General features: G+C 42.6%; 19 protein-coding genes and 2 pseudogenes. 10 read left to right on the top strand and 11 right to left on the bottom strand.

What is annotated here, in order from left to right:
* Window positions 1-107: 107 nt before the first annotated feature.
* Window positions 108-3,656, bottom strand: a complete 3,549-nt coding sequence (gene nifJ, locus NEE14_RS04030; protein ID WP_251966552.1) for a pyruvate:ferredoxin (flavodoxin) oxidoreductase — start codon at window positions 3,654-3,656, stop codon at window positions 108-110.
* Between the two features lie 36 nt (window positions 3,657-3,692).
* The gene (locus NEE14_RS04035; RefSeq protein WP_251966553.1) at window positions 3,693-4,874 is read right to left on the bottom strand and encodes an ATP-binding protein; all 1,182 of its coding nucleotides are present in this window, start codon (window positions 4,872-4,874) and stop codon (window positions 3,693-3,695) included.
* Between the two features lie 339 nt (window positions 4,875-5,213).
* On the opposite strand from NEE14_RS04035, the gene NEE14_RS04040 reads away from it, so the two are divergent.
* Complete coding sequence (locus NEE14_RS04040) at window positions 5,214-5,864, top strand: DUF2490 domain-containing protein (RefSeq protein WP_251966554.1); 651 nt, start codon at window positions 5,214-5,216, stop codon at window positions 5,862-5,864.
* Window positions 5,865-5,954: 90 nt separating this feature from the next.
* On the opposite strand, the gene NEE14_RS04045 is transcribed toward NEE14_RS04040, so the two are convergent.
* Window positions 5,955-6,509, bottom strand: a complete 555-nt coding sequence (locus NEE14_RS04045; protein ID WP_251966555.1) for an NADH peroxidase — start codon at window positions 6,507-6,509, stop codon at window positions 5,955-5,957.
* 331 nt (window positions 6,510-6,840) lie between these two features.
* On the opposite strand from NEE14_RS04045, the gene NEE14_RS04050 reads away from it, so the two are divergent.
* Window positions 6,841-8,382, top strand: a complete 1,542-nt coding sequence (locus NEE14_RS04050; protein WP_251966556.1) for an alpha-N-arabinofuranosidase — start codon at window positions 6,841-6,843, stop codon at window positions 8,380-8,382.
* 86 nt (window positions 8,383-8,468) lie between these two features.
* Here the strand turns inward: NEE14_RS04050 and NEE14_RS04055 are convergent, their stop codons facing one another.
* From NEE14_RS04055 to NEE14_RS04085, 7 genes and pseudogenes are all read right to left on the bottom strand, one after another.
* The gene (locus tag NEE14_RS04055) at window positions 8,469-9,101 is read right to left on the bottom strand and encodes an AAA family ATPase (RefSeq protein ID WP_251966557.1); all 633 of its coding nucleotides are present in this window, start codon (window positions 9,099-9,101) and stop codon (window positions 8,469-8,471) included.
* Window positions 9,102-9,330: 229 nt separating this feature from the next.
* Window positions 9,331-9,765, bottom strand: coding sequence for a ribose 5-phosphate isomerase B (gene rpiB / locus NEE14_RS04060; RefSeq protein ID WP_251966558.1), 435 nt, complete (start codon window positions 9,763-9,765; stop codon window positions 9,331-9,333).
* Between the two features lie 7 nt (window positions 9,766-9,772).
* A complete protein-coding gene (locus NEE14_RS04065; RefSeq protein ID WP_251966559.1) occupies window positions 9,773-11,806 on the bottom strand; it encodes a transketolase family protein in 2,034 nt (677 codons plus the stop codon).
* Window positions 11,807-11,916: 110 nt separating this feature from the next.
* Window positions 11,917-12,609, bottom strand: a complete 693-nt coding sequence (locus NEE14_RS04070) for an NUDIX hydrolase (RefSeq protein ID WP_251966560.1) — start codon at window positions 12,607-12,609, stop codon at window positions 11,917-11,919.
* 25 nt (window positions 12,610-12,634) lie between these two features.
* Window positions 12,635-13,786, bottom strand: coding sequence for a galactokinase (gene galK, locus NEE14_RS04075; RefSeq protein ID WP_251966561.1), 1,152 nt, complete (start codon window positions 13,784-13,786; stop codon window positions 12,635-12,637).
* Window positions 13,787-13,880: 94 nt separating this feature from the next.
* Window positions 13,881-15,158, bottom strand: coding sequence for an MFS transporter (locus tag NEE14_RS04080; RefSeq protein WP_251966562.1), 1,278 nt, complete (start codon window positions 15,156-15,158; stop codon window positions 13,881-13,883).
* 37 nt (window positions 15,159-15,195) lie between these two features.
* Window positions 15,196-15,489: pseudogene (locus tag NEE14_RS04085) on the bottom strand (galactose-1-epimerase); the annotation flags it as partial.
* A gap of 168 nt (window positions 15,490-15,657) precedes the next feature.
* On the opposite strand from NEE14_RS04085, the gene NEE14_RS04090 reads away from it, so the two are divergent.
* Window positions 15,658-16,638 (top strand): IS30-like element IS4351 family transposase, encoded by a 981-nt coding sequence (locus NEE14_RS04090; RefSeq protein WP_005794072.1) that lies wholly within the window; start codon window positions 15,658-15,660, stop codon window positions 16,636-16,638.
* On the opposite strand, the pseudogene NEE14_RS04095 reads toward NEE14_RS04090, so the two are convergent.
* Window positions 16,639-17,430 (bottom strand): annotated as a pseudogene (locus NEE14_RS04095) (aldose epimerase family protein); the annotation flags it as partial.
* Between the two features lie 293 nt (window positions 17,431-17,723).
* Between NEE14_RS04095 and NEE14_RS04100 the strand changes: the two are divergent.
* The 7 genes from NEE14_RS04100 (at window position 17,724) to NEE14_RS04135 (ending at window position 24,907) form a co-directional block, all read left to right on the top strand.
* Window positions 17,724-19,673, top strand: coding sequence for an alpha-L-arabinofuranosidase C-terminal domain-containing protein (locus tag NEE14_RS04100; RefSeq protein WP_251968550.1), 1,950 nt, complete (start codon window positions 17,724-17,726; stop codon window positions 19,671-19,673).
* A gap of 290 nt (window positions 19,674-19,963) precedes the next feature.
* Window positions 19,964-20,488 carry an RNA polymerase sigma factor gene (locus NEE14_RS04105; RefSeq protein WP_251968549.1) on the top strand — a complete coding sequence of 175 codons (525 nt, stop codon included), beginning with the start codon at window positions 19,964-19,966 and terminating at the stop codon, window positions 20,486-20,488.
* Window positions 20,485-20,988, top strand: coding sequence for a hypothetical protein (locus NEE14_RS04110; protein ID WP_251968548.1), 504 nt, complete (start codon window positions 20,485-20,487; stop codon window positions 20,986-20,988). The genes NEE14_RS04105 and NEE14_RS04110 overlap by 4 nt, the downstream gene beginning before the upstream one ends.
* 10 nt (window positions 20,989-20,998) lie before the next feature.
* Window positions 20,999-21,445 carry a DUF6108 family protein gene (locus NEE14_RS04115; RefSeq protein ID WP_251968547.1) on the top strand — a complete coding sequence of 149 codons (447 nt, stop codon included), beginning with the start codon at window positions 20,999-21,001 and terminating at the stop codon, window positions 21,443-21,445.
* 30 nt (window positions 21,446-21,475) lie between these two features.
* On the top strand, window positions 21,476-22,363 hold the full coding sequence (locus NEE14_RS04120) for a hypothetical protein (RefSeq protein ID WP_251968546.1): 888 nt from the start codon (window positions 21,476-21,478) through the stop codon (window positions 22,361-22,363).
* Between the two features lie 221 nt (window positions 22,364-22,584).
* Entirely contained in the window at window positions 22,585-23,193 is a 609-nt protein-coding gene (locus tag NEE14_RS04125) for an HU family DNA-binding protein (protein WP_251968545.1), read from the top strand.
* A gap of 379 nt (window positions 23,194-23,572) precedes the next feature.
* On the top strand, window positions 23,573-24,907 hold the full coding sequence (locus NEE14_RS04135; protein ID WP_251968544.1) for an NADP-specific glutamate dehydrogenase: 1,335 nt from the start codon (window positions 23,573-23,575) through the stop codon (window positions 24,905-24,907).
* Window positions 24,908-25,057: the final 150 nt, after the last annotated feature.

Consider the following 25,057-nt stretch of genomic DNA (forward strand, 5'->3'; position numbering starts at 1 on the left):
GTGCCAACGAAGCAAAACTTCCATTTGACACACCTTACTATTTATACAGCCTTATGATATATTTCTACCTTAAAATAAGGAATAATATTACAGGCTAAAAGTTAAAATCAAGCTTCAACATTCCAGTTTTCAGCAGCCATACGCTTATAGCTACGCAGACGCCACTTAGCATTATCTTCTGCAGCCTGGAACAATTCTGCTGCTTCAGCCGGATATTGTTTCATAACAGAGGCAAAACGAACTTCACCTTTCAAGAAGTCTTGGAACTTGCTCCAATCCGGTTCTTTGCTATCCAGTGTGAACGGATTCTTGCCTTCAGCTTCCAAAGCAGGATTATAACGCCACAAATGCCAGTAACCACATTCAACAGCAGCCTTTTCTTCTGCCTGAGATTTACCCATACCCTTCTTCAAACCGTGGTTGATACAAGGAGCATAAGCAATGATCAGAGAAGGACCATCATAAGCTTCTGCTTCACGAAGAGCTTTCAGTGTCTGAGCCTGGTCAGCACCCATAGCAATCTGAGCAACATATACGTAACCATAAGTTGTAGCCATTAAGCCCAGATCCTTCTTACGTACACGTTTACCTGCTGCAGCAAACTTAGCGATAGCACCTACCGGAGTTGCCTTTGAAGACTGACCTCCCGTATTTGAATATACTTCTGTATCCAATACCAGGATATTTACATTCTTACCTGAAGCGATTACATGATCCAAACCTCCGTAACCGATATCGTAAGAAGCACCATCACCACCGATGATCCACTGAGAACGTTTAACCAGGAAGTGAGACAACTCAGCGATAGTTGCGCAGTTAGCACATTTATCTTTAGCAGCTTCAACCATCGGAATGATCTTTTCTGCTAATTCCTTCGTCTTGTCTGCATCGTTCTGGTTATCGATCCAAGCCTGGAATACTTCTTTGTATTCTGCCGGAGTACCTTCAGCTGCGATAGCGGCTTCCATTGTCTTCTGGATACGAGCACGCATCTTTTCGTTAGCCAACTCCATACCTAAACCAAACTCACAGAAGTCTTCGAACAATGAGTTAGCCCAAGCCGGACCATGACCCTTTTCGTTGGTTGTATAAGGAGTAGAAGGAACAGATCCTGAATAGATAGAAGAACATCCTGTTGCATTGGCAACCATTTCACGATCACCGAACAACTGAGAAATCAGTTTTACATACGGAGTTTCACCACAACCAGAGCATGCGCCTGAGAACTCAAACAGCGGAGTAGCGAACTGTGAATTCTTCACATTTGATTTAATATCAACCAAGTGCTGTTTTGACTTCACATTAGCTACGCAGTAATCCCAGTTGGCAGCTTCTGCTTCCTGACCTTCCAGCGGAACCATAGACAATGCCTTGTTACCCTTGAAGCCCGGACAAACATCAGCACAGTTACCACAACCCAAGCAGTCCATTACGTCAACCTGCATACGGAAAGCCATGCCCTTCATAGTAGCCGGAGCCTTCACTGCGATTGTAGCGAAGTTTGCGCCCTTCAGTTCTTCTTCATCCAATACGAACGGACGGATAGATGCGTGAGGACAAACATAAGCACACTGGTTACACTGGATACAGTTAGCTTCATTCCATACCGGAACGAAAGTAGCTACACCACGTTTTTCATATTTAGCAGTACCCTGATGCCAAGTACCATCTTCAATACCCTTGAATGCAGAAACCTTCAACAGGTCACCATCCTGTGCATTGATCGGACGAACTACTTCGTTGATGAAATCCGGATCGTTGTTGGCAGCCTTTTCATCAGCAGGCAGATTAGCCCAAGCCGGATCAACTGTCAACTGATGATATTCACCACCACGGTCAACGGCAGCATAGTTCTTGTTAACCACATCTTCACCCTTCTTACCGTATGACTTAACGATGAATTTCTTCATCTGTTCGATAGCCAAGTCAACAGGAATTACACCTGTGATACGGAAGAATGCAGACTGCAGGATGGTATTGGTACGATTACCCAAACCGATTTCCTGAGCAATCTTAGTTGCATTGATATAATAAACAGTGATATTCTTCTGAGCGAAATAACGTTTTACGTTGTTTGGTAAGTTCTTAGCCAGTTCTTCGCCTTCCCAGATAGTATTCAACAAGAAGGTACCGTTTTCACGCAAACCGCGAGTCACATCATACATGTGCAGATAAGCCTGAACGTGGCAAGCAACGAAGTTCGGTGTATTTACCAAATAAGTAGAACGGATCGGATGATCACCGAAACGCAGGTGAGAACAAGTGAAACCTCCAGACTTCTTAGAGTCATAAGCGAAGTAAGCCTGGCAGTATTTGTTGGTATTGTCACCGATGATTTTCACAGAGTTCTTGTTTGCACCTACTGTACCATCAGCACCCAAACCATAGAATTTAGCTTCGAACATACCTTCGCCGCCCAAAGCAATTTCTTCTTTCTTAGGCAGAGATGTGAAAGTTACATCATCTTCAATACCGATAGTGAACTGATTCTTCGGCATAGCCAGAGACAGGTTCTCGTAAACAGCCAGGATCTGAGCCGGAGTTGTATCCTTAGAACCCAAACCATAACGACCACCTACAATCAGCGGAGCATTTTCTACACCGTAGAAACATTCCTTAACGTCCAGATACAACGGTTCGCCGTTAGCACCCGGTTCTTTCGTACGATCCAGAACAGCAATACGCTTTACAGTCTTAGGAACAGCAGCCAAGAAGTGTTTAGCAGAGAACGGACGATACAAGTGTACAGAAACCAAACCTACTTTTTCACCTTTGCTTGTCAGATAATCGATCGCTTCACGAGCAGCTTCTGTTACAGAACCCATAGCGATGATAACCCGATCTGCATCCTCAGCTCCATAATAATCGAACAATCCGTGTTTACGACCTGTAATCTTGCTGATTTCGTTCATGTATTCTTCTACAATTGCAGGTACTGCATCATAGAACGGATTAGAAGATTCTCTGTGCTGGAAGAAGTGATCCGGATTCTCAGCCATACCACGAGCTACCGGTTTCTGAGGATTCAAGGCACGAGCACGGAACTCAGCCAAAGCTTTCTGATCGATCAGCGGAGCCAAATCTTCGTTATCCAATTTCTCGATTTTCTGAATTTCATGAGAAGTACGGAAACCATCAAAGAAGTTAATAAATGGCACACGAGATTTCAATGTTGCCAGGTGAGCTACACCAGCCAAATCCATCACTTCCTGAACAGAACCTTCGCACAACATAGCGAAACCTGTCTGACGGCAAGACATGACATCCTGATGATCACCAAAGATACATAAAGCATGAGATGCCAATGTACGAGCAGATACATGGAATACGCAAGGCAGTAATTCACCGGCGATCTTATACATGTTCGGGATCATCAACAACAGACCCTGAGAAGCCGTATAAGTAGTAGTCAATGCACCGGCCTGCAAAGAACCATGAACAGCTCCAGCAGCACCACCTTCTGATTGCATTTCCTGAACCATTACAGTTTCACCGAAGATATTCTTGCGGCCAGCTGCTGCCCATTCATCTACATGTTCTGCCATGGTAGATGACGGAGTGATAGGATAAATCGCAGCAACTTCACTGAACATATATGAAATATGAGCAGCTGCTTCATTACCATCACATGTGATAAATTTCTTTTCTTTTGTCATAGATCTATAAACTATTAGTATGTAAAGACATCGTTATTAATATAAAAAGCCGAAAAGCCAAAGCGGGATTGCATTTCCTTCACCTATCTTTGTCTGATCAACGGCATAATACATATCTGCACTGTTTTTAAATTTCATATTATCTTCTATCCGAAAAGGATATGAACGGTTCACCAAAAAATGAGCATTCTTAATTCCTGCGTTTACTTCGTTGTCTTTCTGAAGCTGATTAAAGAAAAAAGATTCTCTCGCGACCTCTCTGTTGACCGCTTCTACCGGACAAATCGGATACATCAGATTCGAATTGTACAAGTAGACTTTTGAAGGTTTCTTAGGAAACGATTCTCCTTTTGGATACAGAATGTTAACCAAACGGGCATCAGCCAGATATTTGATATAATTCATCACGGTTGCCCGCGAAGTCTCTATTTCCTTACTCAGCTGACTTACATTCGGCGATCCTGGCCCATATACAGCAAGCAAATATAGTAATTTTCTTAACTTTGGCAGATAACTTTGTTCGATTTGTTTGATGTAAAGTACATCTACTTCCAGCATCATATTCATGGTCTTCAGCAAATTCTCCGAGAAATTCCGTTTCTCCCGGAAAAAAGGATAAAAACCATGATGCATATAGTCCTGGAAATAATCCAACGGATTGACACAGGCGGATATTTCCTCTGCTATCTGCCGATGATTGGCCAACAGTTCATCCAGCGTATACGAAGGAAAATTCTGTTCTGCCATCATATTCAGAAACTCCCGAAAAGAAAATCCCCGCAGATTATAGGAAACGACTTTTCCGGCCAAATCCGGATTTTCTTCTTTCAGCCGCATCACCGATGAACCGGAGAAAACAATACGCAGATTAGGGAAATGGTCATAACAATACCGCAACTCTTTTGACCAGCCCGAATATTTAAAAACCTGGTCAATAAGCAAGACTTCCCCACCGTTCCGCTGAAATTCATCTGCAAAGTCGACTAATGTTCGAGCGGTGAAATAAAAGTGATTCAAATTTACATACAGGCATTTCTTATTGTCTGCTCCGAAGTATTCACGGGCATAATCCAACAAGAAAGTTGTTTTTCCAACACCCCGGGAACCTTTAATGCCAATCAGCCGATCGTTCCAGTTGATCTCATCCATCAACTCGCGCCGCACGGACGGTTGCAAATGTTCCACCAGATATTTATGTGTACGAAAAAATGATTCCACCTGCTATTTCTCGCTTTATCATTAACAGCGCAAAGATATACAACTTCTATAAAATTGCAAAGCAGAGATTACAATTTTACCTTCTTGAGAAACCAATTTTCATACTTACTCGTATTATATTTATCGTTTCACCCTTGTGGAACGATCGTTCCACACAGGTGAAGAGATCGTTCCACCCGGGTGAAGAGATCGTTCCACAAAGGTGGAACGGTAAACTTCTAAGGGAAAACCTAAATATAAATACCCAGTAATCCATTTACTGCTGCAAAACAGGCATCCAGGCCAACGAAATATCTTATCTTTGTAAGAAGATCGCGCAAAGCATAAAACGCAAAAAACATGAAGAAACGATTACTGTATCTTTTTAGCTGCATGCATATATTGTTGCCTTTTTATGTCTGGGGGGAAGAAGGATTCAGCCAGGCGTTAAAAATCAGTCTGACGGGAAAGATTTATAAAAAACTATCATTTGTGGTGGAGGAAGACTTGCGATCGGCTATCGACTTTTCACAAATGCAATGGCTTTTGGGCACAGCCGAACTCAACTATAAGATTCATGCCCAGATAAAGGCTGGCATAGCTTATATGCATCTGCTCAATCTGTATGATAACACACAACACCGGCATCGCTATTTATTATATGCAACGGCCAAGCAGCCGTACGGTCCGTTTGTATTTTCTATCCGGGAGCGTTTCCAGAGTACGTATGCCAAGCATAAAAAACAACCAACCAGCTATTTGCGATCTATGCTTACAATACAATATCACATCCCGGAATCTGATTTTTATCCGTTTGTATATGCAGAGACTTTCAACAATACCTATCGAGGAAGTCTGGCTCTCGACCGCCTTCGCCTATCGGCCGGATGTGACTACCAGCTGAATCCCCGCAATCAGATCCAATTGTATTACCGGTATCATTTTCTATATGCTCCCGATCCGGTTAATGCTCCACAAGGAATTGGGCTGACCTTCTCTCATCACTTCTGACAGGGCTTTCTTTTGGGCACAAAAAAACCGGTATTCCCGGAAGTAATTTCTACTACCTAAGAATACCGGCTTCAGAACCGAATAATATAATTATTTCTTGAAATAACGGTTGAACAAACCTTCGAAGCCTTTACCGTGACGAGCTTCGTCTTTGCACATTTCATGAACTGTATCATGAATAGCATCCAAGTTCAACTGTTTTGCACGTGTTGCAATACGTTTCTTATCTTCGCAAGCACCCTGTTCAGCATTCATACGCTTTTCCAAGTTAGTCTTAGTATCCCATACAACATCACCTAACAATTCAGCGAATTTAGCTGCATGTTCAGCTTCTTCCCAAGCATAGCGTTTGAAAGCGTCAGCCACTTCAGGATAACCTTCACGATCAGCCTGACGACTCATCGCCAAGTACATACCAACTTCTGTACATTCTCCCATGAAATGAGCGTTCAAATCTTTGATCATTTCATCATCACAACCTTTTGCTACGCCTAAAACATGTTCGTCTGCAAAAGACAGCGTACCTGTTGTTTCAATTAATTCTCTGAACTTGCTTTTTGGTTGTTTACACTGCGGGCAGAAATCTGGAGCTTCATCACCTTCATGAACATAACCACATACTGTACAAATCCATTTCTTTTTCATAATCGCTAATTTTATTGGTTGTTATTACTATTAATTCATTTTTTCTATTGCAAAGATAATCTCTACTTTCGAATTCATCAAGAAACTTTTGATTGAATTCTTTTATTGCGATATCAAAAATATTTATCGGCTTCGGGCTGCCTATAACTCCAAATGATTCTCGTTTATTCCACAAATAAATCTCGTTTGTTTCGACAACGATTCCCGTTTGTTTTATTTTTACCGAATCCGACTTTTATTTCTCATTATCACACAATTTCTCCCATTTATACTTGTGCATTTATAAAGAAAGTGTATATTTGCCAATAATAACAATCTTAAACATTTTTCCATGAAGAAAGCAATTCTATTACTATTAGCTGCCGTTGCATTACCGGCATGGGCACAACGAGATGCATCAGTCCGCATTTATCCGGACAAAGGTACAACCACAATCAACAAAAACTTGTACGGACATTTTGCCGAACATTTGGGAAGTTGTATTTACGGAGGACTTTGGGTTGGTCCGGACAGCGATATTCCCAATACGCAAGGTTACAGAACCGATGTCCTCGAAGCGTTGAAAAAACTGCAAGTTCCTGTTCTTCGCTGGCCCGGAGGTTGCTTTGCCGACGAATATCACTGGATGGATGGCATCGGCCCTAAAGAGCAACGCCCCAAAATGGTCAATAACAACTGGGGTGGAACCATCGAAGACAACAGCTTTGGTACACACGAATTTCTCAATCTGTGTGAACTGATCGGTTGCGAACCCTATGTCAGCCTCAATGTCGGTAGCGGAAGTGTGGAAGAAATGGCCAAATGGATCGAATATATGACGTCTGAAGGCGACAGTCCGATGGCCCGGTTGAGAAGACAGAACGGACGAGACAAAGCCTGGAAAGTAAAATACATCGGTGTCGGCAATGAAAGCTGGGGCTGCGGTGGAAGCATGCGTCCGGAATACTATTCGGACTTATACAGACGATATTCTACTTATTGCCGGAATTACGACGGAAATCAGCTATTCAAAGTAGCCAGCGGAGCCAGTGATTATGACTATAACTGGACAGAAGTCCTGATGAAAAACATCGGTGGACGCATGGATGGCATTTCTTTACATTATTATACAGTAACCGGCTGGGACGGAAGTAAAGGTTCGGCCACCGATTTCGATCCGGATGACTTCTACTGGACCATGGGAAAATGTCTGGAAATCGAACCGGTCATCCAAAAGCATATCCAAATCATGGATAAATATGATCCGAAAAAGAATATCGCCCTGATGGTAGATGAATGGGGAACTTGGTGGGACGTTGAACCGGGAACCAACGCCGGTCACCTTTACCAGCAGAATACCATGCGTGATGCTTTTGTGGCAGCACTGACATTGAATTTGTTCCACAAATACTGTGATCGCATCCAGATGACGAATATTGCCCAGATCGTTAATGTACTCCAGTCTGTTATTCTGACAAACGGAAAGAAAATGCTCCTGACACCTACCTATCACGTATTCGAAATGTATAAAGTACATCAGGACGCAACCTGGTTGCCGTTGGATCTGATTTGTGATCAGGTAAAAGTAAGAGATGATCGTACAGTCCCGATGCTCAGTGTTTCGGCCTCGAAAGATAAAGCCGGTAAAATACACATCAGCCTGGCAAATGTAGACCTCGAACAGACAGAAGACGTACAAATTGACTTACAAGGATTACAACTCAAGGAAGTCAATGGTCGTATCCTGGCTGGCAGCAACATCAATGCCCATAACACATTTGATCAGCCACATCAGGTAGAACCGAAAGAATTCAAAGGAGCAAAAATTGACAAAGACGGCTTGCTGCATGTCCAAATGCCCGCCCAGTCGATTGTAGTTCTCGAAGTAAAATAAGTATTTCCCATACAAAAAACTTCCACTTCTATCCGAACAGAGCGGATGCAGAAGTGGAAGTTCTATATAAACCAGCTTAACTGGAATTATTTCCTTAGCTTTCTCTCCACAAATGTCTTGATGAAATCAACCGTATCATCAATACCTAATATCGAAGCATCAATGGAAAGATTATAGGAAGCGGCAGCACCCCATGTTTTATTTGTATAATAATTATAGTAAGATGCGCGTCCTTTATCTGTCTTCGTCATCAGATTCTTCGCTTCTTCAACAGAAACGCCCATACTCTCAACAATACGCTGAACACGAATCTCCGGATTATTATGAATAAAGAAACTGATGCAAGCCGGGTCATCCCGCAAGATATAATCGGCACAACGGCCAACCATCACACACGACTCCTTCGCCGCTAGATTCCGGATTGCTTCGCTTTGGATACGGAACAGCTCATCATTTGACAGGATATCATTATAAGGCATAAACATGCCCATATACGGATAACCCATCGTAAAAGCATAAGCCATACCACTTGATGCCCGCTCATCAGCCTTCTCAAAGACTTCGGTACATAAGCCACTTTCACGGGCAGCTACGGCTATCAGTTCCTTATCATAATAGCCTATTCCCAAGACTTTCGCTAATTTCATGCCAATTTCACGGCCACCACTTCCAAACTGACGACCGATGGTCAATATCATTCTATTTTTGTTATCTTCCATTTTCCTTCCGTATTTTTCAATCAAACCTATATCGCAAATCTATCTTTTTTCTTCCAAGAAAGCAAATTTTAATTACGAAAAACCAATTGGAATTTTAAACAGCCGTTTTCCTCATTTTGACAGATAAAAGAAAGGTCTGTAATGAGCTAAATGAAACTGAGAAGAGCATAAAAAAATCCTTCTTGCGAAAACCACAAGAAGGATTCAATGTATTTTATTCTATGTATAATTAGAATTCAGATATTTTTTCTACTCTACGCTGATGACGTCCGCCTTCAAAAGGTGTACTGAAAAAAGCATCCATGACTTTCAATGCTTCTTCTTCTGAAATAAAACGACCCGGCATAACCAAGACATTGGCGTCATTATGCGCACGTGCCAAAACAGCCAGTTCCTCTTTCCAGCAAAGAGCTGCACGAATTGCTTTATGCTTATTCAATGTCATACTGATACCGTTACCAGATCCACAGATAGCAATACCCGGATAAACTTCGCCCTTTTCTACTGCCTCTGCTAAAGGATGAGCAAAATCGGGATAATCACAACTATCAGCAGAATTAGTCCCGAAATCTTTGAACTCCCAACCTCTTTCTCTTAAAACTTTCTTTACAAATTCCTTCAAAGGGAATCCGGCATGATCGCAACACAATCCAATTGTTTTCATAGAATATTTATTCAGCCAGTAACTCTTTTACCTGTTTATATACATTCTGGCCTGTAAAGCCTAATTTTTCATCCAATACTTTGTATGGAGCGGAATAACCAAATGAATTCATTCCCCATACACGACCATTGAAACCTACCAAGCTTTCCATGCTTACCGGCAAACCGGCTGTCAATGCAAAGTTCTTACCGTCCGGCTTAATGACAGAATACTGATAATCTTTCGGCTGAGCACGGAACAATCCTTCTGACGGAACAGAAACGATACGAACCTTAACACCGTCAGCTCTTAATAAAGCAGCACCATCCACCAAAGTAGATACTTCAGAACCTGACGCAATCAACGTAACATCCGGATTGGCATCCTCATTCAGAATATAAGCACCCTTTTCTGCTCCTAATGCCTCTTGATATCGATTTCCCTTCGCAGGAAGATCAGTTATATTTTGACGGGACAAAATTAACGCAGTCGGCGTTGACATATTTTCCATCGCCATTTTCCATGCAACAGTAGTCTCAGCACCGTCTGCCGGACGAAGTACCAACATAGAATTCTGTCCTTTATGGTTCTTCAGCTTCTCCAACAAACGAACCTGTGCTTCCTGTTCAACCGGCTGGTGAGTCGGACCATCTTCTCCAACACGGAAAGCATCATGTGTCCAGATGAACTTAACTGGCTGTTCCATTAAGGCAGCCATTCGCAAAGCAGGTTTCATATAGTCTGAGAAGACAAAGAACGTACCGCACGCAGCGATGACACCACCATGCAATGACATACCAATACAGATACAAGCCATCGTCAGTTCAGCCACACCTGCCTGGAAAAAGGCTCCACTGAAATCGCCTTTCACAAAGGCATGTGTCTTCTTCAAGAAACCATCTGTCTTATCCGAATTAGACAAATCGGCTGAAGCGCAAATCATATTCTCTACCGAAGAAGCCAATACGCCTAATACGGTAGCAGAAGCAGCTCGAGTTGCCTGATTGGCTTTCTGTTGAATGCCGGCCCAATCTATTTCAGGAATCTTACCAGCAAACCAGTTTGCCATTTTAACAGCCAAATCCGGATGAGCTTCTGCCCAAGCCGCCTTAACAGCTTTCTTTTCGGCCATTAATTCATTCAATTCAGCTTTTCTTTTTGCATATAAAGCTTCCACTTCAGGGAAAATGACAAATGGGTTTTCCGGGTCTCCGCCCAAGTTCTTAATTGTATCTTCCATTGAAACACCGGCGGCTGATAATGGCTGGCCATGTGTGGAAACCTTATTTTCATAACTGCTATGATCAGCACCTAATGCGCCTTTGCCCATAACAGTTGTACCAATAATCAAAGTAGGTCTTTCTTTCTCAGCTTTTGCTTCTTTCAAAGCCTGACGAATAGCGTCTGCGTCATTACCATCGATCGAAATAACCTTCCAACCCCATGACTCATATTTTAAAGCGACATTTTCATTATCAACCTCGTCTACTTTCGTAGAAAGCTGAATATTGTTGGCATCGTAGAACATAATCAAATTATCCAGGCCCAATGTACCAGCAACACGTCCTGCTCCTTGAGATATTTCCTCTTGTATGCCGCCATCAGAAATATAGGCATAAATAGTCTGATCCATTACTTCTTTGCCTAAACGGGCCTGAAGGAACTTAGCCGCAATAGCTGCTCCTACTGCATATGTATGCCCCTGGCCTAACGGACCTGAAGTATTTTCAATACCTCTATCTACATTTACTTCTGGATGTCCGGGAGTGACAGAGCCCCACTGACGGAAGTCTTTCAATTCATCCATTGTAAACTTACCGGTCAAAGCCAGTACAGAATACAACATCGGAGACATATGTCCCGGGTCCAAAAAGAAACGGTCACGTCCTTCCCATCTTGGATTCTGCGGATCATATACTAAAAATTCAGAGAACAATACGTTGACAAAGTCTGCGCCGCCCATTGCACCGCCCGGGTGTCCTGATTTAGCCTTTTCAACCATGGATGCAGCCAAAATACGTATATTATCAGCTGCTCTATTCATTAATTTAATGTCGTTCATATCGCTATTCGTTAATTTGTTTGCAAATTTAAACATAATTCATCAGCAAAACAATCGCTTTGACACGAATGAGCTACTTTTTATGAAAATAAAATTGACATTTGTACTAATTACAAAGAAAAACAAACACCTTTATGCTGCAAATCATCATACTTTTCCTTATTGAAAGTATAATAGAAAGCACCTCTCTTAGATGAGCTTTTATCCTTTTCTTCCAGTTTTTCCAATATATCCATAGAATTAATTTTCTTGCGGAAATTTCGCTTGTCCAAGGGTGCCTGATAAATGGCTTCATACAATGTTTGTAATTGTGGCAAAGTAAACTTCTCGGGAAGAAGATTAAATCCAATTGGATGAGTAGCTGCCTTGCGCTGCAAAATAGCTATTGAGTCTTCTATCATTTGTTTGTGATCAAAAATCAGTTCTGGCAGTTCGGTAATTTTAACCCAAACAGCATCATGGGCTTTCAGGGTATCTACATCTATACTAGCCATATTGACTAGTGCATAATAAGCAGCAGAGATAACCCGCTCTCCTAAATCGCGGGTTATCTCTCCATAAACTCTTACTTGCTCCATAAATAAATTGTCAACTCCAGAACAATCTGTCAGGACTCTGTTAGCAGCCTGAGATACACTTTCTCCTTCACGGACAAATCCGCCCATCAAAGACCATGAACCTTTCAGAGGTTCAAAAGAACGTTTATACAACAGTACATGCAGTTCTCTGTTATCGAATCCGATCAAAATACAATCGACAGCAACAAAGAATTTAGACTCACCCTGATAATATAATGTTGACATAATATTTAGGAATTATAAACGTGTATTAAGCCAGACGTCTGGCACCATCACTGATAACTACATTGTATAATTTAGGCTCATGACCGAATTTCTTTGTATATTCAGCAAAAGCTTTCGCCACAAAAGCATCATATTTATCCTCCTTTACCAAATTGATGGTACAACCACCGAAACCTCCTCCCATCACACGAGAGCCAGTTACGCCACATTCCTTGGCAATATCATTTAAGAAATCAAGTTCTTCGCAACTAACTTCATACAATTTACTCATGCCGTAGTGCGTTCCATACATCTTTTCTCCGACTGTTTCGTAATCGCCTTTCTCCAATGCATCACAAACGTCCAATACGCGTTGAATTTCTTCGATGACATATTCAGCACGCATATAGTCTTCAGCACTTACATCAGCCTTCACTTCATTCAACATTTCCATCGTAGCATCTCTCAGGAATTCCACTTCCGGATGATTACGCTTAATGGCTGCAACTACGTTCTCACAAGACTGACGGCGTTTGTTATAGGCAGATGAAGCCAGTTCATGTTTAACTACTGAATCCAGCAAGACCAGTTTATAACCAGCGGCTTCCGGATCAAACGGGAAATATTTGTATTCCAATGAACGACAATCCAAACGGATCAGATGGCCTTTCTTACCAAAAACAGAAGCGAACTGGTCCATAATACCACAATTCACGCCACAATAATTGTGTTCTGTAGCCTGACCGATCTTTGCCAGTTCAAACTTGTCAATGTTCAATTCAAAGATTTCATTCAAGGCAAAGGCATAAGTACTTTCCAAAGCAGCAGAAGAAGACATGCCTGCTCCTAAAGGAACATCTCCGGCAAATGTGGTATCAAATCCCTGAATATTGCCACCTCGTTTGATGATTTCACGGCATACACCAAAGATATAACGCGCCCAGCTGGCCTTTGGTGCATCCTCTTCTGTCAAGCCAAATTCTGCATAATCATTCAAATCAATCGAAAATGCACGTACTTTTCCTGTTCCATTAGGCTTGATTTCTGCAATCATGCCTTTATCGATGGCACCAGGGAAAACAAAACCTCCGTTATAATCTGTATGTTCACCTATCAAGTTAATACGACCTGGCGAAGCATAAAAAGCACCCGTTGTATTAAACAGTTCCTCGAATTTCTTACTGATCTTCTCTTTCATAATGACAAATAATATTCAATTAAAAAAATAAGCAGCTAAGTAGAATAGTAACCCTACTTAGCTACTTTTACCCTATAATTTTATTCTCGCTTAATCAATCAACAGGAATATCCTTATTGACATTTTTACTTCCAATTAACGCATAGTACAACAGATAAGCCAAACCAACCAAGATAACGAAATAACTTGCCTGGAAACCAGCATTATCAGCAACTACACCTTGAATCAACGGCAGAATACCACCACCGCAAACCATTACCATGAAGAATCCGGAAGCAGCTTCTGTATATTTACCCAAGCCTTCAACAGCCAAGTTGAAGATTCCACCCCACATGATTGATGTACACAAACCACAAAGAGCCAAGAACATGATACCAATTGGAACTTCAACCATACCGAATGACAAGCTTGACAAGAATACCGGCATGCTCACTTTCGTTGTAATCGGAGCAAAAATAGCAATCAAGATAAATACAAGACCTACTGCTGAAGCCAAAGTCAACATAGATTTACTTGAGAACCGAGCACCTAAAGAAGCACCACACAAACGTCCTACCATCATCAGGAACCAGTAAGTACCTACCAAACTACCTGCGGTTGTCGGGTCAATACCCAGCTCTTCGCTCGTTGCAAACAGGTTCATAAAGTTAGGAATACCAACTTCAACACCTACATAAATAAAGATGGCAACCGTTCCTAAAATAAAGTGACGGAAAGAGAAAGCACTATGCTTGTCTGACGAACTTGAACTTTTCTGCTGACGTTCCAGACTTGGTTCCGGAATGTTCATACTGATCAATACGATAAATGCCAAAGCAAAGATACCCATTGCCAAGAACAGAGCCGGAGCTGCATCACTAATCGTTGCCTGAGCAGCATCACCCATTAAATAACCTACCAATACCGGAACGATTGTTGCACCGATGGAGTTAACAGAACCTGCGACCTGAATCAGCTGGTTCCCTTTATTACCGCCACCACCTAAGGTGTTCAACATCGGATTAACTACGGTATTCAGCATACACATAGAGAAACCTGAAACGAAAGCACCTGTCAAATAAACAGCATAGCTTCCTGCCAAGCCTGACAAATAAGAAATAAATACACCTACAAAGCCAACGATGATGGCTAATAAAGCTGTTTTCTTGTAACCAATTTTCTGCAACAACATACCGGCAGGCACACCCATAAACGCATAAGCGATAAAGTTGGCGGCGTTACCCAACTGCGACATCAGGTTTGTTGCCTGAAACTGGTGTTTAACAATGACTCCGAACGGATTCTGCAGACCCGTTACGAATGAGATCATAAAAAACAATGCCACCATCATAATGATAGGCAATGTGTAATTTTTCTGATTAGTTGAATTCATTTGTTTTTAAGTCGTTTAATTATTAATGTTTTATTGATTATTCTACGCTAAATTTATATACTGTCTGACTCTGGAAGATTTCTCCTGGGCGCAAAACAGTTGATGGATATTCCGGTTTGTTCGGACTATCGGGGAAATGTTGTGTTTCCAAACAGAAAGAACAGCGTTCTGGGTAAGGATGACCGTTTTTACCAATGATTGATTCATTCAACCAATTGGCTGTATAAAGTTGAATACCCGGTTCTGTAGTATAGGTTTCCATCACAATACCTGTTTTAGGAGAATAGCAGCGCGAAGCCAGTGCCATTTCATTCCCTTCCTTATTTAATACACTTGAGTTCAACTTATAAATGCAACTTTTTGGGTGCGGATAATAAGCAATAAAAACATTTATTTTTCAGAGAGGAAAGAGAGACAATGTCCCCCTTTCTCTCACTCTGAATGGATAAAGTTTGCTATCTTTGCTTTAATTGTCCGTCCAAAGAAAAAAAAGTTGCAGATGAGCAAACATATAACCGAGGAACAAAGGTATGCAATTTCTATGATGTTGCAAATACCGATGAGCAAAAAAGCAATAGCGGAAGCTATCGGAGTAGATAAAAGCACTGTTTACAGGGAGATAAAGCGCAATTGCGACGCCCGAAGTGGTAGCTATAGCATGGAGCTTGCCCAGCGAAAAGCAGACAGGCGCAAGCAGCAAAAACATCGCAAGGAAGTGCTTACACCGGCAATGAGAAAACGGATAATAAAGCTGTTGAAGAAAGGATTCAGCCCGGAGCAGATTGTCGGCAGGAGCCGCTTGGAGGGAATTGCGATGGTATCTCACGAAACGATATATCGCTGGATTTGGGAGGATAAGCGGCGGGGTGGCAAACTGCACAAATATCTTCGCAGACAAGGTCGCAGGTATGCCAAACGTGGTTCTAAAAATGCAGGGCGAGGATTTATCCCAGGCAGGGTGGATATTGATGAGCGTCCCGAGATAGTGGAACTGAAGGAGAGATTTGGTGATTTAGAGATAGATACAATTATTGGTAAGAACCACAAAGGTGCCATTCTTACCATTAACGACAGAGCAACAAGCAGGGTCTGGATACGCAAGTTGTCGGGAAAAGAAGCCATCCCGGTAGCTAAGATTGCAGTATGGGCACTGCGGAAAGTGAAAAACTTAATACACACAATTACGGCTGACAATGGAAAGGAGTTTGCAAAGCACGAGGAAATTGCGCAAAAATTGGAAATAAAATTCTATTTTTGCAAACCATACCACTCATGGGAACGTGGTGCCAATGAAAACACCAACGGGCTTATCAGGCAGTATATCCCAAAGGGTAAGGACTTTAGTGAAGTAACCAACAAACAGATTAAGTGGATTGAAAATAAACTCAATAATCGACCTCGTAAAAGACTTGGATACCTCACGCCAAACGAAAAATTTAAACAAATTATTAATCAGAATTCTGTTGCATTTGCAAGTTGAATTCAGCACATAGCAATGATCGTATCCCTTTCCAAAGATCAACTGCTGGAAACTCTCGTTAATCCGTTCTCCTATTTCATGCGGTTGAGTGAAATCCATCGGCGTTCCTGCTACTTTTTCCTGAGGGCCGTAAGGAATGGCTGTCTCATCAGTCGGCAGATAAGCATCCGCATCAATCATCAGGATATGATCCCCAATGTAACGGTCGCCTTCGCCCGACAGATTAAAATAAGAATGATTGGTTAAATTAACAACCGTAGGTTTCGTTGTTTTTGCCTGATAAGAAATGACCATTTCGTTATCATCTGCCAGATGATAAGTAACGACAGCCGTCAATTCTCCGGGATAACCTTCTTCCCCATCAGCCGCTACATAAGTTAAACGTGCCGTCTGCGGATCGACCTGTTCCATATCCCATACCCGGAAATGAAAACCGCGCAGACCGCCATGCAGACTGTTCGGACCGTTATTGATTGCCAGCTGATCATAAACTGTTCCATCCAAAACAAAACGGCCTTTCGCTATTCGGTTCGCATACCGGCCACAAGTCGCACCAAAGGTCGGTTCGCCCGATGACAGATAATCATCGATAGAGGCATGCCCCAGTACAACATCTACCCATTTACCTTTATTGTCAGGAACCATTAATGATACTATTTTGGCACCATAATTAGTTATGACAGCCTCAGCACCTTTTTTATTGGAGAGGACACAAATTGAAGTTTCTTTTCCATCAACTTGCTTCTTAAAAGCTTCAAAGCATAAACCAGACTTTGTTTTCTCGTTTTCCATGCGTATTAAGTTTATAAACTGCTTGTAAAAGTAAAATTCTTCTTTCAATGTTGCACCAGAAAGAAAGATGTTATATAACATTAATTTATATTTTCTTACATAAAAAAGGAAATATTCAGTTGAGTATTAATTGTTTTATGTACATTTTCTCAACAAATATTTTCGTATAAACATCTCTTATCTTACAGTTCATCAAAAGAGTGGTCAAATATACGAAAATTTTTTATTGCCAATCCATTTTTTCTTTTTATCTTGGCAAATGTAAAAAATACACCTTAAAGGAATACATGAATATGAAAACAAAATTCCAAAAGTTTGCTTGCCTGTGCTGTTTGAGCGCAGGACTGAGTGTCTTGCCCGCTTTAGCCCAAGACAACAACCGGGAAATTCAGTTTGATATACAAACTGGTCAGACATTATTCCCTATACGACCTACCATGTACGGCATTTTCTTTGAAGACATCAACTTTGGAGCTGACGGTGGATTGTATGCAGAATTGGTAAAAAACCGTTCTTTTGAGTTTCAGGAACCACTAATGGGCTGGATTCCTTTCGGGACTGTACAGATTCTTGAAAAAGATCCCTGTTTCGAGCGCAATCCTCATTACGTTCGTCTGTCTTATAACCAAGAAATCACCCAGACCGGATTGGAAAACGAAGGGTTCAAAGGCATGGGCATTAAAGGCGGAGAATCATACTTCCTTTCTGCTTATGCGCGCACCCAGTCGGCCGCTCCTATTCGCCTCCGTATTGAACTGATCAGCGAGGATAATGAGATTTTCGAGACCAAGGAAATGACCATTTCCGGGAAAGACTGGAAAAAATATACGGTCACGCTTACACCCGAAGATACCGAAAAACGGGCTCATCTGCGCCTCACCCTGAAAGATGCCGGAACCATCGACATGGATCATATCTCTTTATTTCCGGAAAACACCTATAAGAAACGTGCAAACGGCTTGCGAGCCGACCTGGTTGAAGCGCTGAAAGAATTGCATCCGGGCATTTTCCGTTTCCCGGGCGGTTGCATAGTTGAAGGAACGACCCGAGAAACCCGCTACCAATGGAAAAATACAATCGGTCCGGTTGAAAACCGACCTACAAACATTAACCGCTGGTTCTATACATTCTCATATCGGAAATTCCCGGACTATTACCAGTCACTGGGACTTGGCTTCTATGAATATTTCTTGTTAAGCGAAGATATCGGAGCAGAACCGCTGCCTGTTCTCAACTGCGGACTTTCCTGCCAGTATGAAAACGACGATATGGACGAACATGCTCCTCTAAATGAATTGCAGCCTTATATCCAGGACGCACTCGATCTGATTGAATTTGCCAACGGACCGGCGACTTCAAAATGGGGTAAAATCCGTGCGAAAATGGGACATCCCGAATCATTTAACCTGAAGTATATTGCCATCGGTAATGAACAATGGGGTTCTATTTATGTAGAAAGACTCAAACCATTTGTGGAAGCCATCCGGGCCAAATATCCGGATATAAAGATTGTTGGCGGAGCAGGCCCGCAAGCTTCCGGAGAAGAATTTGATTATTTGTGGCCGGAAATGAAGAAACTGAAGGTTGATCTGGTGGACGAACATTATTACCGCCAGCCCGAATGGTTCCTGTCGAATGCCAAGCGATATGATTCGTATGACCGGAATGCACCGAAAGTCTTTGCCGGTGAATATGCCTGCCATACCGATACGCAAGCCAACAGTTTTCTGGCGGCTCTTTGTGAAGCTGCATTCATGACCGGACTGGAGCGCAATGCCGATGTAGTTCATTTATGTACGTATGCGCCTTTGTTTGCTCATGTTGATGCCTGGCAATGGCGCCCCGACCTGATCTGGTTTGATAATTTATCGGTTTTCAGAACACCGAATTATTATGTACAGCAGATGTATTCGCAGAACAAAGGAACGGATGTGGTAAAACTGACCCGAAATAATCAGCCGGTTGCCGGCGAAAACGACTTATACGCGACAGCGGCAATCGACAAACAGACCAACGAATTAATCATTAAGGTAGTGAACAGCGGACTGTACAAACGCAGAATCACCTGGAATCTGGAAGGCTTTGCCGACGGCAAACGGACAGCGAAGGTACAAACCCTGCAATCACTGGATTTAAGTGACACCCAGCTTACGCCTGTCGAATCCAGCATCGAACTGGAAGTTCCTAAAGCAAAACTGACTATCCAGCCTTGCAGTTTCACCGTCTACAGAATCCAGTTATAGCGTAAGATTGGACATTATAATATTAAACCTTGTTAAAATACAAAGAAAAACTGATCAAAGGCTATGTTACATAACATAAAGTCTATATATTTGCATCGTGTTTTTCATGGTATTAGATTTAAGGTTAACAATGAAGATTGGCTGTCCGTGAGGATAGCCTTTTTTTATGCCCGCAATTCAACTTCCGGCCCTGCACAAGTAATCCTAAAAAAATTTGCTTTTCCTTTGTTACAAAATTCGAGTATGTACGTTTTCCTTATGAAACAAGAAAAGATAACTGATAAAATCGGATGTTGAACGACAAGAATAAAGACACACTGGTTGTCACCTTCTCGCATTTGCAAGAACGCTTCAAGCGTTTTGCCCTGCGCTTTCTTCCCAATGAAGAAGATGCTGAAGATGCCTTACAGGAAGCTTTCTGCAAACTGTGGCCTCATCATGACACGATTCATTCACCCAAAGAGGCAGAAGCGCTGATGACAACCACCGTAAAAAACGTCTGTATTGATTCCTGGCGTAAGCAACAACGGTATCAGACAGTAGAGATCGATCCGGATCGCGACGGAGGCATAACCGACTGTCTGGATGAACAGCTGGAAAGAGATGAAACCTATGCAGCTGTCGAACGGATTATCCGGTCTAGACTTACGCCCATCCAGCAGGAAATCCTGCGCCGGAAGGAATTTGAAGAAGAAGACTATGAGCATATCGCCCACGACCTGAATATGCAGCCTGCGGCTGTCAGGGTCCAGCTGAGCAGAGCCCGTAAAACGATTCGAGAAATATACCAAAGAATGGAGGAAAGAAGCAAATGAGACAGCAGCATTTACAACTCCCCAAGCGGACACAAGAGGAATGGAAACATCTCGCCGAAAAATATTTTGAAGCCGAGACTTCTGATGAGGAAGAAAGACTGTTGAGACTTTTCCTGGCTACTCCGGAAGCACAAGACCCGGCTTTCGACGAACTGAAAGCCGTCATGGGTTATCTGGCCGTCGGCAAAAGACTGCATCAGCAGCAAAACAGCAGACCAATTTCCCGGCAGGTATGGAAATGGAGAAGCATCGCGGCCGTTTTCTTCTGTTGCCTGCTTTCCAGTTCGTTGTACCTGCTGAAACAAAAAGACAGCAATCAGTGCATTGCCTATATCAACGGGCAACGGTGTACGGACAGCGAACTCGTTATGTCGCACATGAAACTGTCAATGAACCAGGTAAGCCAGGATACGGAAGACTTCAGCATCGAAAGCCAGTTAGGCAGCCTGTTTGATACGGCCGAAGATGAACAGATGGATATTACGAACGATAATAAATAATATAATGTATATGAAATATGTATGGTTACTATTATGTAGTCTGATGGTTGTCTGCGGCCAGCTTCACGCGCAGGAGAAGCTCCGCTCGGCATCGCTTTTCGACGGCCGCTACAACAACCGCGAAGGGGCAGTAGAAGTTCTGGTCAAAGGCAAGAAACTCACGCCCTATCACCTGACTTTGTTTCGGAGCCTCACCTTGCAGGCTGCCCCAGACGAGATTGCTGAAATTTCAGGATTGGTCGAATCGGATGCCAAGCATGCAGCCGAAAAAGAAACAGGCAGCATTGGTGGAAAACTCTATTATGGTTTCTTCTGTTTCCCTGGCAACGGGAAAGAACCCAACCAGTACCTGTTTTTCCGCAACGCTTCGCTGCGTAACCCCGATTATCCGGAAGTAATCGTCATCTACATGGAAGGCGCAGCTACCCTCGAAGAATTAAAACAAATGTTTGAATAAACCGATTATAAACTTAAAAAACAAGATAAAATGAAAAAGTTAATGGTAGGAATCGCCCTGCTGGCTTTCACTTTGCCCGCTGGTGCCCAATATCAGGAAAACGACAGTATTGTGATCAACCGTCCGCATAAAGTGACCATTATCACAAACGACAAAGAACAGGAAATACGTGTAGAAGGAAGTGAGAACAATCCCGATTACTCGTATGTCAAACGGATCTCTCTCAACGATGATAATTATGCCGTCACCCAGCAGAAAACCGGCAACTGGAATTTTCACATCCCGTTCAGCAAAGAAAAGAAGAACCGGAAAAACAGATACAGCTCCGACGAAGTTTTCTGCGGTGGCATTTATTTCGGATTTGTCAGCGCTACGGGAGCACCCGAAGCCATGAACGTCAATATGAGCAGCTCGTATGAAATCGGCGGAAACATTATCAATTTCGGCTTGCGTCCTTGGAAAGACGAGAACCGCTTCTCGGTAGGTTTCGGCATGCGCTGGCGCAATTACCGCATGAACGGCTACTCCCGTTTTATCAAAGACGATAACCAGCATATCAGCATCGGCTCTTATCCCGACAATGCCGACATTGATTTCTCCCGCTTAAAACTTTTCAGCCTGACGGTTCCGTTTATGTATGCCCGCGATCTGGGACGTAATTTTTCATTCAGCGTAGGACCGGAACTCTGCATCAATACCTACGGCAGCATGAAAACCCACTACAAAGATGCCGAAGGTAATGCAGTCAAACTGCTTGACAAGAACATTCATCAGCAGAAAGTCAGCGTCGATCTGCAAGCCCACCTGATTTTCCATGCCATCGGTGCTTATGTCCGTTATTCTCCCTGCCATGTCCTGAATACCGATTTCGGACCCGAATTCCAGACGTTCACCACAGGTATAAGCCTTTTCATGTAAACAAACAAGGAAGAAACCACCGGATTTATTTGCAGAGTACGTTAAAAACATATACCTTTGTTTAAACATTTTTATCGTTCCACCCAGGTGGAACGATCGTATCACGAAGGTGGAACGATCATTCCACAGGGGTGGTACGATCGTTTCACAAGGGTGAAACGATAAAATTCTGGTAGGATTAACCGATAAATACAAAAACAACCTGAACAAAAAAGAGCCGTATGACCGCAATTTATGACTTTTACAAAAACCCGAAACAGAAAGATAGTACCGAAAAAACACGCTATCACGCCCGGGTGGTTACGAACCGAACCATTACAACCGACGAACTTGCCCGCAAAATCCATGCACGCTGTACAGTAACGACAGCCGACGTAAAAGGAGTGCTCGCCTCGCTTTCCGATGTCATCGTGGAGGAACTGAAAAGCGGAAACCGTGTATATATTGACGGACTCGGGTATTTGCAGATCACCCTTTCATGCCCGGAAGTAGAAAATACCGACAAAACACGGGCGCAGTCTATTCATTTCAAATCGGTGGCCTTCCGTCCGGAAGTCAGACTCAAGGAACAGCTGAAAGATACGCACTTTCAACGAGCTGAAACAAAAGCACATTCGAAAGAATATACAACCGAAGAACTGGACAGCCTTCTGAAACTTTATTTTCAGACCCACGAATCAATCAACCGGAATGAATTTGAACAACTGACCGGTTATACCCGCACGACCGCCAGCCGCCGGTTAAAAACACTCGTACAAGCCGGAAAGTTACAAAACATCGGTCTGTACCGTTTCCCAGTATATAAACCAACCGAAGGAAACTTCGAATAATAAAATGAAAGGAACTACTAATTATGGCCAAGCGAAAACTATCAAATAGTCAAATTGTATGCTTCACCCTGCTATGGGGAATTCTATGCTATATGTTATTGACTTACAGCAAAGAAATAACCAGTGAAACCATATTTGCCATTATTGCGTCAGGTATCATTGTGTTCGTCCCCATCTATAAGAACATAAGAAGTCGGAATGGTAACAAATCGTAACTTATAATCGATTAAAAAAGAGATTTGTTATAAATAAGATAATTTTTACGTCGATTTGTTTGCATTTAAAAAATAATAATATACCTTTGCAGTGTTCTCCAGTTGAGAACATGACAAATTAGGATAATTCACAAAGGTATTACATTTTATATTATTAAAGACAAATGAAAGCAAGTGAAGTTTTAGACACACTGAAACGCAGATTCCCGAACGAACCTGAATATCATCAGGCAGTTTCAGAAGTATTAGGTACGATTGAAGAGGTATACAATGAACATCCCGAATTCGAAAAGTCCAACTTGATCGAGCGTCTTTGTATCCCCGACCGGATTTTCTCATTCCGCGTTACCTGGATGGACGATAAAGGACAAATACAGACAAACATGGGTTACCGTATCCAGCATAACAACGCGATCGGTCCGTACAAAGGTGGTATCCGCTTCCATGCTTCCGTAAACTTGTCTATCCTGAAGTTCCTGGCATTCGAACAGACTTTCAAGAACTCACTGACGACCCTGCCGATGGGTGGTGGCAAAGGAGGTTCTGATTTCAGCCCGCGTGGTAAAAGTAATGCTGAAATCATGCGTTTCTGCCAGGCATTCGTATTGGAATTATGGCGCCACATCGGTCCGGATACCGACGTTCCTGCCGGCGATATAGGTGTAGGCGGTCGTGAAGTAGCTTACATGTATGGTATGTATAAGAAACTGGCCCGCGAAAACACAGGTACATTCACCGGAAAAGGGCTGGAATTCGGCGGTTCACTGATTCGCCCCGAAGCAACCGGTTATGGTAACGTATATTTCCTGCTTCAGATGCTGAAGACACGCAATATCGACATCAAAGGGAAAGTCGTAACCGTTTCTGGTTCAGGTAATGTAGCCCAATATACCGTAGAAAAGTTAATCACGCTGGGAGCGAAAGTAGTCACCATGTCTGATTCTGACGGATATATTTATGATCCGGACGGTATTGACCGCGAAAAGCTGGATTACATCATGGAACTGAAGAACCTGTACAGAGGCCGTATCCGCGAATATGCTGAAAAATATGGCGTAAAATATGTACCGGGAGCACGCCCCTGGAACGAAAAATGCGACATCGCCATGCCGAGTGCTACCCAGAATGAGATTAACGGCGACGACGCCCGTGCCTTATTGGCAAACGGATGTATTGCCGTATCAGAAGGAGCCAACATGCCTTCTACTCCGGAAGCTATCGAAGAATTCCTGAAGGCAAAGATTCTGTACGCTCCGGGTAAAGCAGCCAATGCCGGTGGTGTTTCTGTCTCTGGTCTGGAAATGACACAGAATGCCCAGAAGTTAAGCTGGACAAGCGAAGAAGTTGATCAGAAACTGCAGAGCATCATGCAGAACATCCATGAGCAGTGCGTAAAATATGGTACACAGCCCGATGGATATGTCAACTATGTAAAAGGTGCGAACGTGGCAGGCTTCATGAAAGTAGCCAAAGCGATGATGGCACAAGGTATTTTATAAGCAGAAATACGAAAATACACTATATGGAAGAAGCAGGCCGAAGTCATTTTGGCTTGCTTCTTTCGTCTGATATACTTTTTCTCTTGTAAGAAAAAGCAGAAGTGTTTCTTTTTTCACCGATTCTTGTTACCTTAGCCGATAAATAAACAA

The sequence above is a fragment of the Parabacteroides sp. AD58 genome (assembly GCF_023744375.2).
Taxonomy (GTDB): Bacteria; Bacteroidota; Bacteroidia; order Bacteroidales; family Tannerellaceae; genus Parabacteroides; species Parabacteroides absconsus.

Coding starts and splice junctions, on each gene's coding strand:
- nifJ (WP_251966552.1), bottom strand. CDS start 3,656: ATGACAAAAGAAAAGAAATTTATCACATGTGATGGTAATGAAGCAGCT.
- NEE14_RS04040 (WP_251966554.1), top strand. CDS start 5,214: ATGAAGAAACGATTACTGTATCTTTTTAGCTGCATGCATATATTGTTG.
- NEE14_RS04045 (WP_251966555.1), bottom strand. CDS start 6,509: ATGAAAAAGAAATGGATTTGTACAGTATGTGGTTATGTTCATGAAGGT.
- NEE14_RS04050 (WP_251966556.1), top strand. CDS start 6,841: ATGAAGAAAGCAATTCTATTACTATTAGCTGCCGTTGCATTACCGGCA.
- NEE14_RS04055 (WP_251966557.1), bottom strand. CDS start 9,101: ATGGAAGATAACAAAAATAGAATGATATTGACCATCGGTCGTCAGTTT.
- rpiB (WP_251966558.1), bottom strand. CDS start 9,765: ATGAAAACAATTGGATTGTGTTGCGATCATGCCGGATTCCCTTTGAAG.
- NEE14_RS04065 (WP_251966559.1), bottom strand. CDS start 11,806: ATGAACGACATTAAATTAATGAATAGAGCAGCTGATAATATACGTATT.
- NEE14_RS04070 (WP_251966560.1), bottom strand. CDS start 12,609: ATGTCAACATTATATTATCAGGGTGAGTCTAAATTCTTTGTTGCTGTC.
- galK (WP_251966561.1), bottom strand. CDS start 13,786: ATGAAAGAGAAGATCAGTAAGAAATTCGAGGAACTGTTTAATACAACG.
- NEE14_RS04080 (WP_251966562.1), bottom strand. CDS start 15,158: ATGAATTCAACTAATCAGAAAAATTACACATTGCCTATCATTATGATG.
- NEE14_RS04090 (WP_005794072.1), top strand. CDS start 15,658: ATGAGCAAACATATAACCGAGGAACAAAGGTATGCAATTTCTATGATG.
- NEE14_RS04100 (WP_251968550.1), top strand. CDS start 17,724: ATGAAAACAAAATTCCAAAAGTTTGCTTGCCTGTGCTGTTTGAGCGCA.
- NEE14_RS04105 (WP_251968549.1), top strand. CDS start 19,964: ATGTTGAACGACAAGAATAAAGACACACTGGTTGTCACCTTCTCGCAT.
- NEE14_RS04110 (WP_251968548.1), top strand. CDS start 20,485: ATGAGACAGCAGCATTTACAACTCCCCAAGCGGACACAAGAGGAATGG.
- NEE14_RS04115 (WP_251968547.1), top strand. CDS start 20,999: ATGAAATATGTATGGTTACTATTATGTAGTCTGATGGTTGTCTGCGGC.
- NEE14_RS04120 (WP_251968546.1), top strand. CDS start 21,476: ATGAAAAAGTTAATGGTAGGAATCGCCCTGCTGGCTTTCACTTTGCCC.
- NEE14_RS04125 (WP_251968545.1), top strand. CDS start 22,585: ATGACCGCAATTTATGACTTTTACAAAAACCCGAAACAGAAAGATAGT.
- NEE14_RS04135 (WP_251968544.1), top strand. CDS start 23,573: ATGAAAGCAAGTGAAGTTTTAGACACACTGAAACGCAGATTCCCGAAC.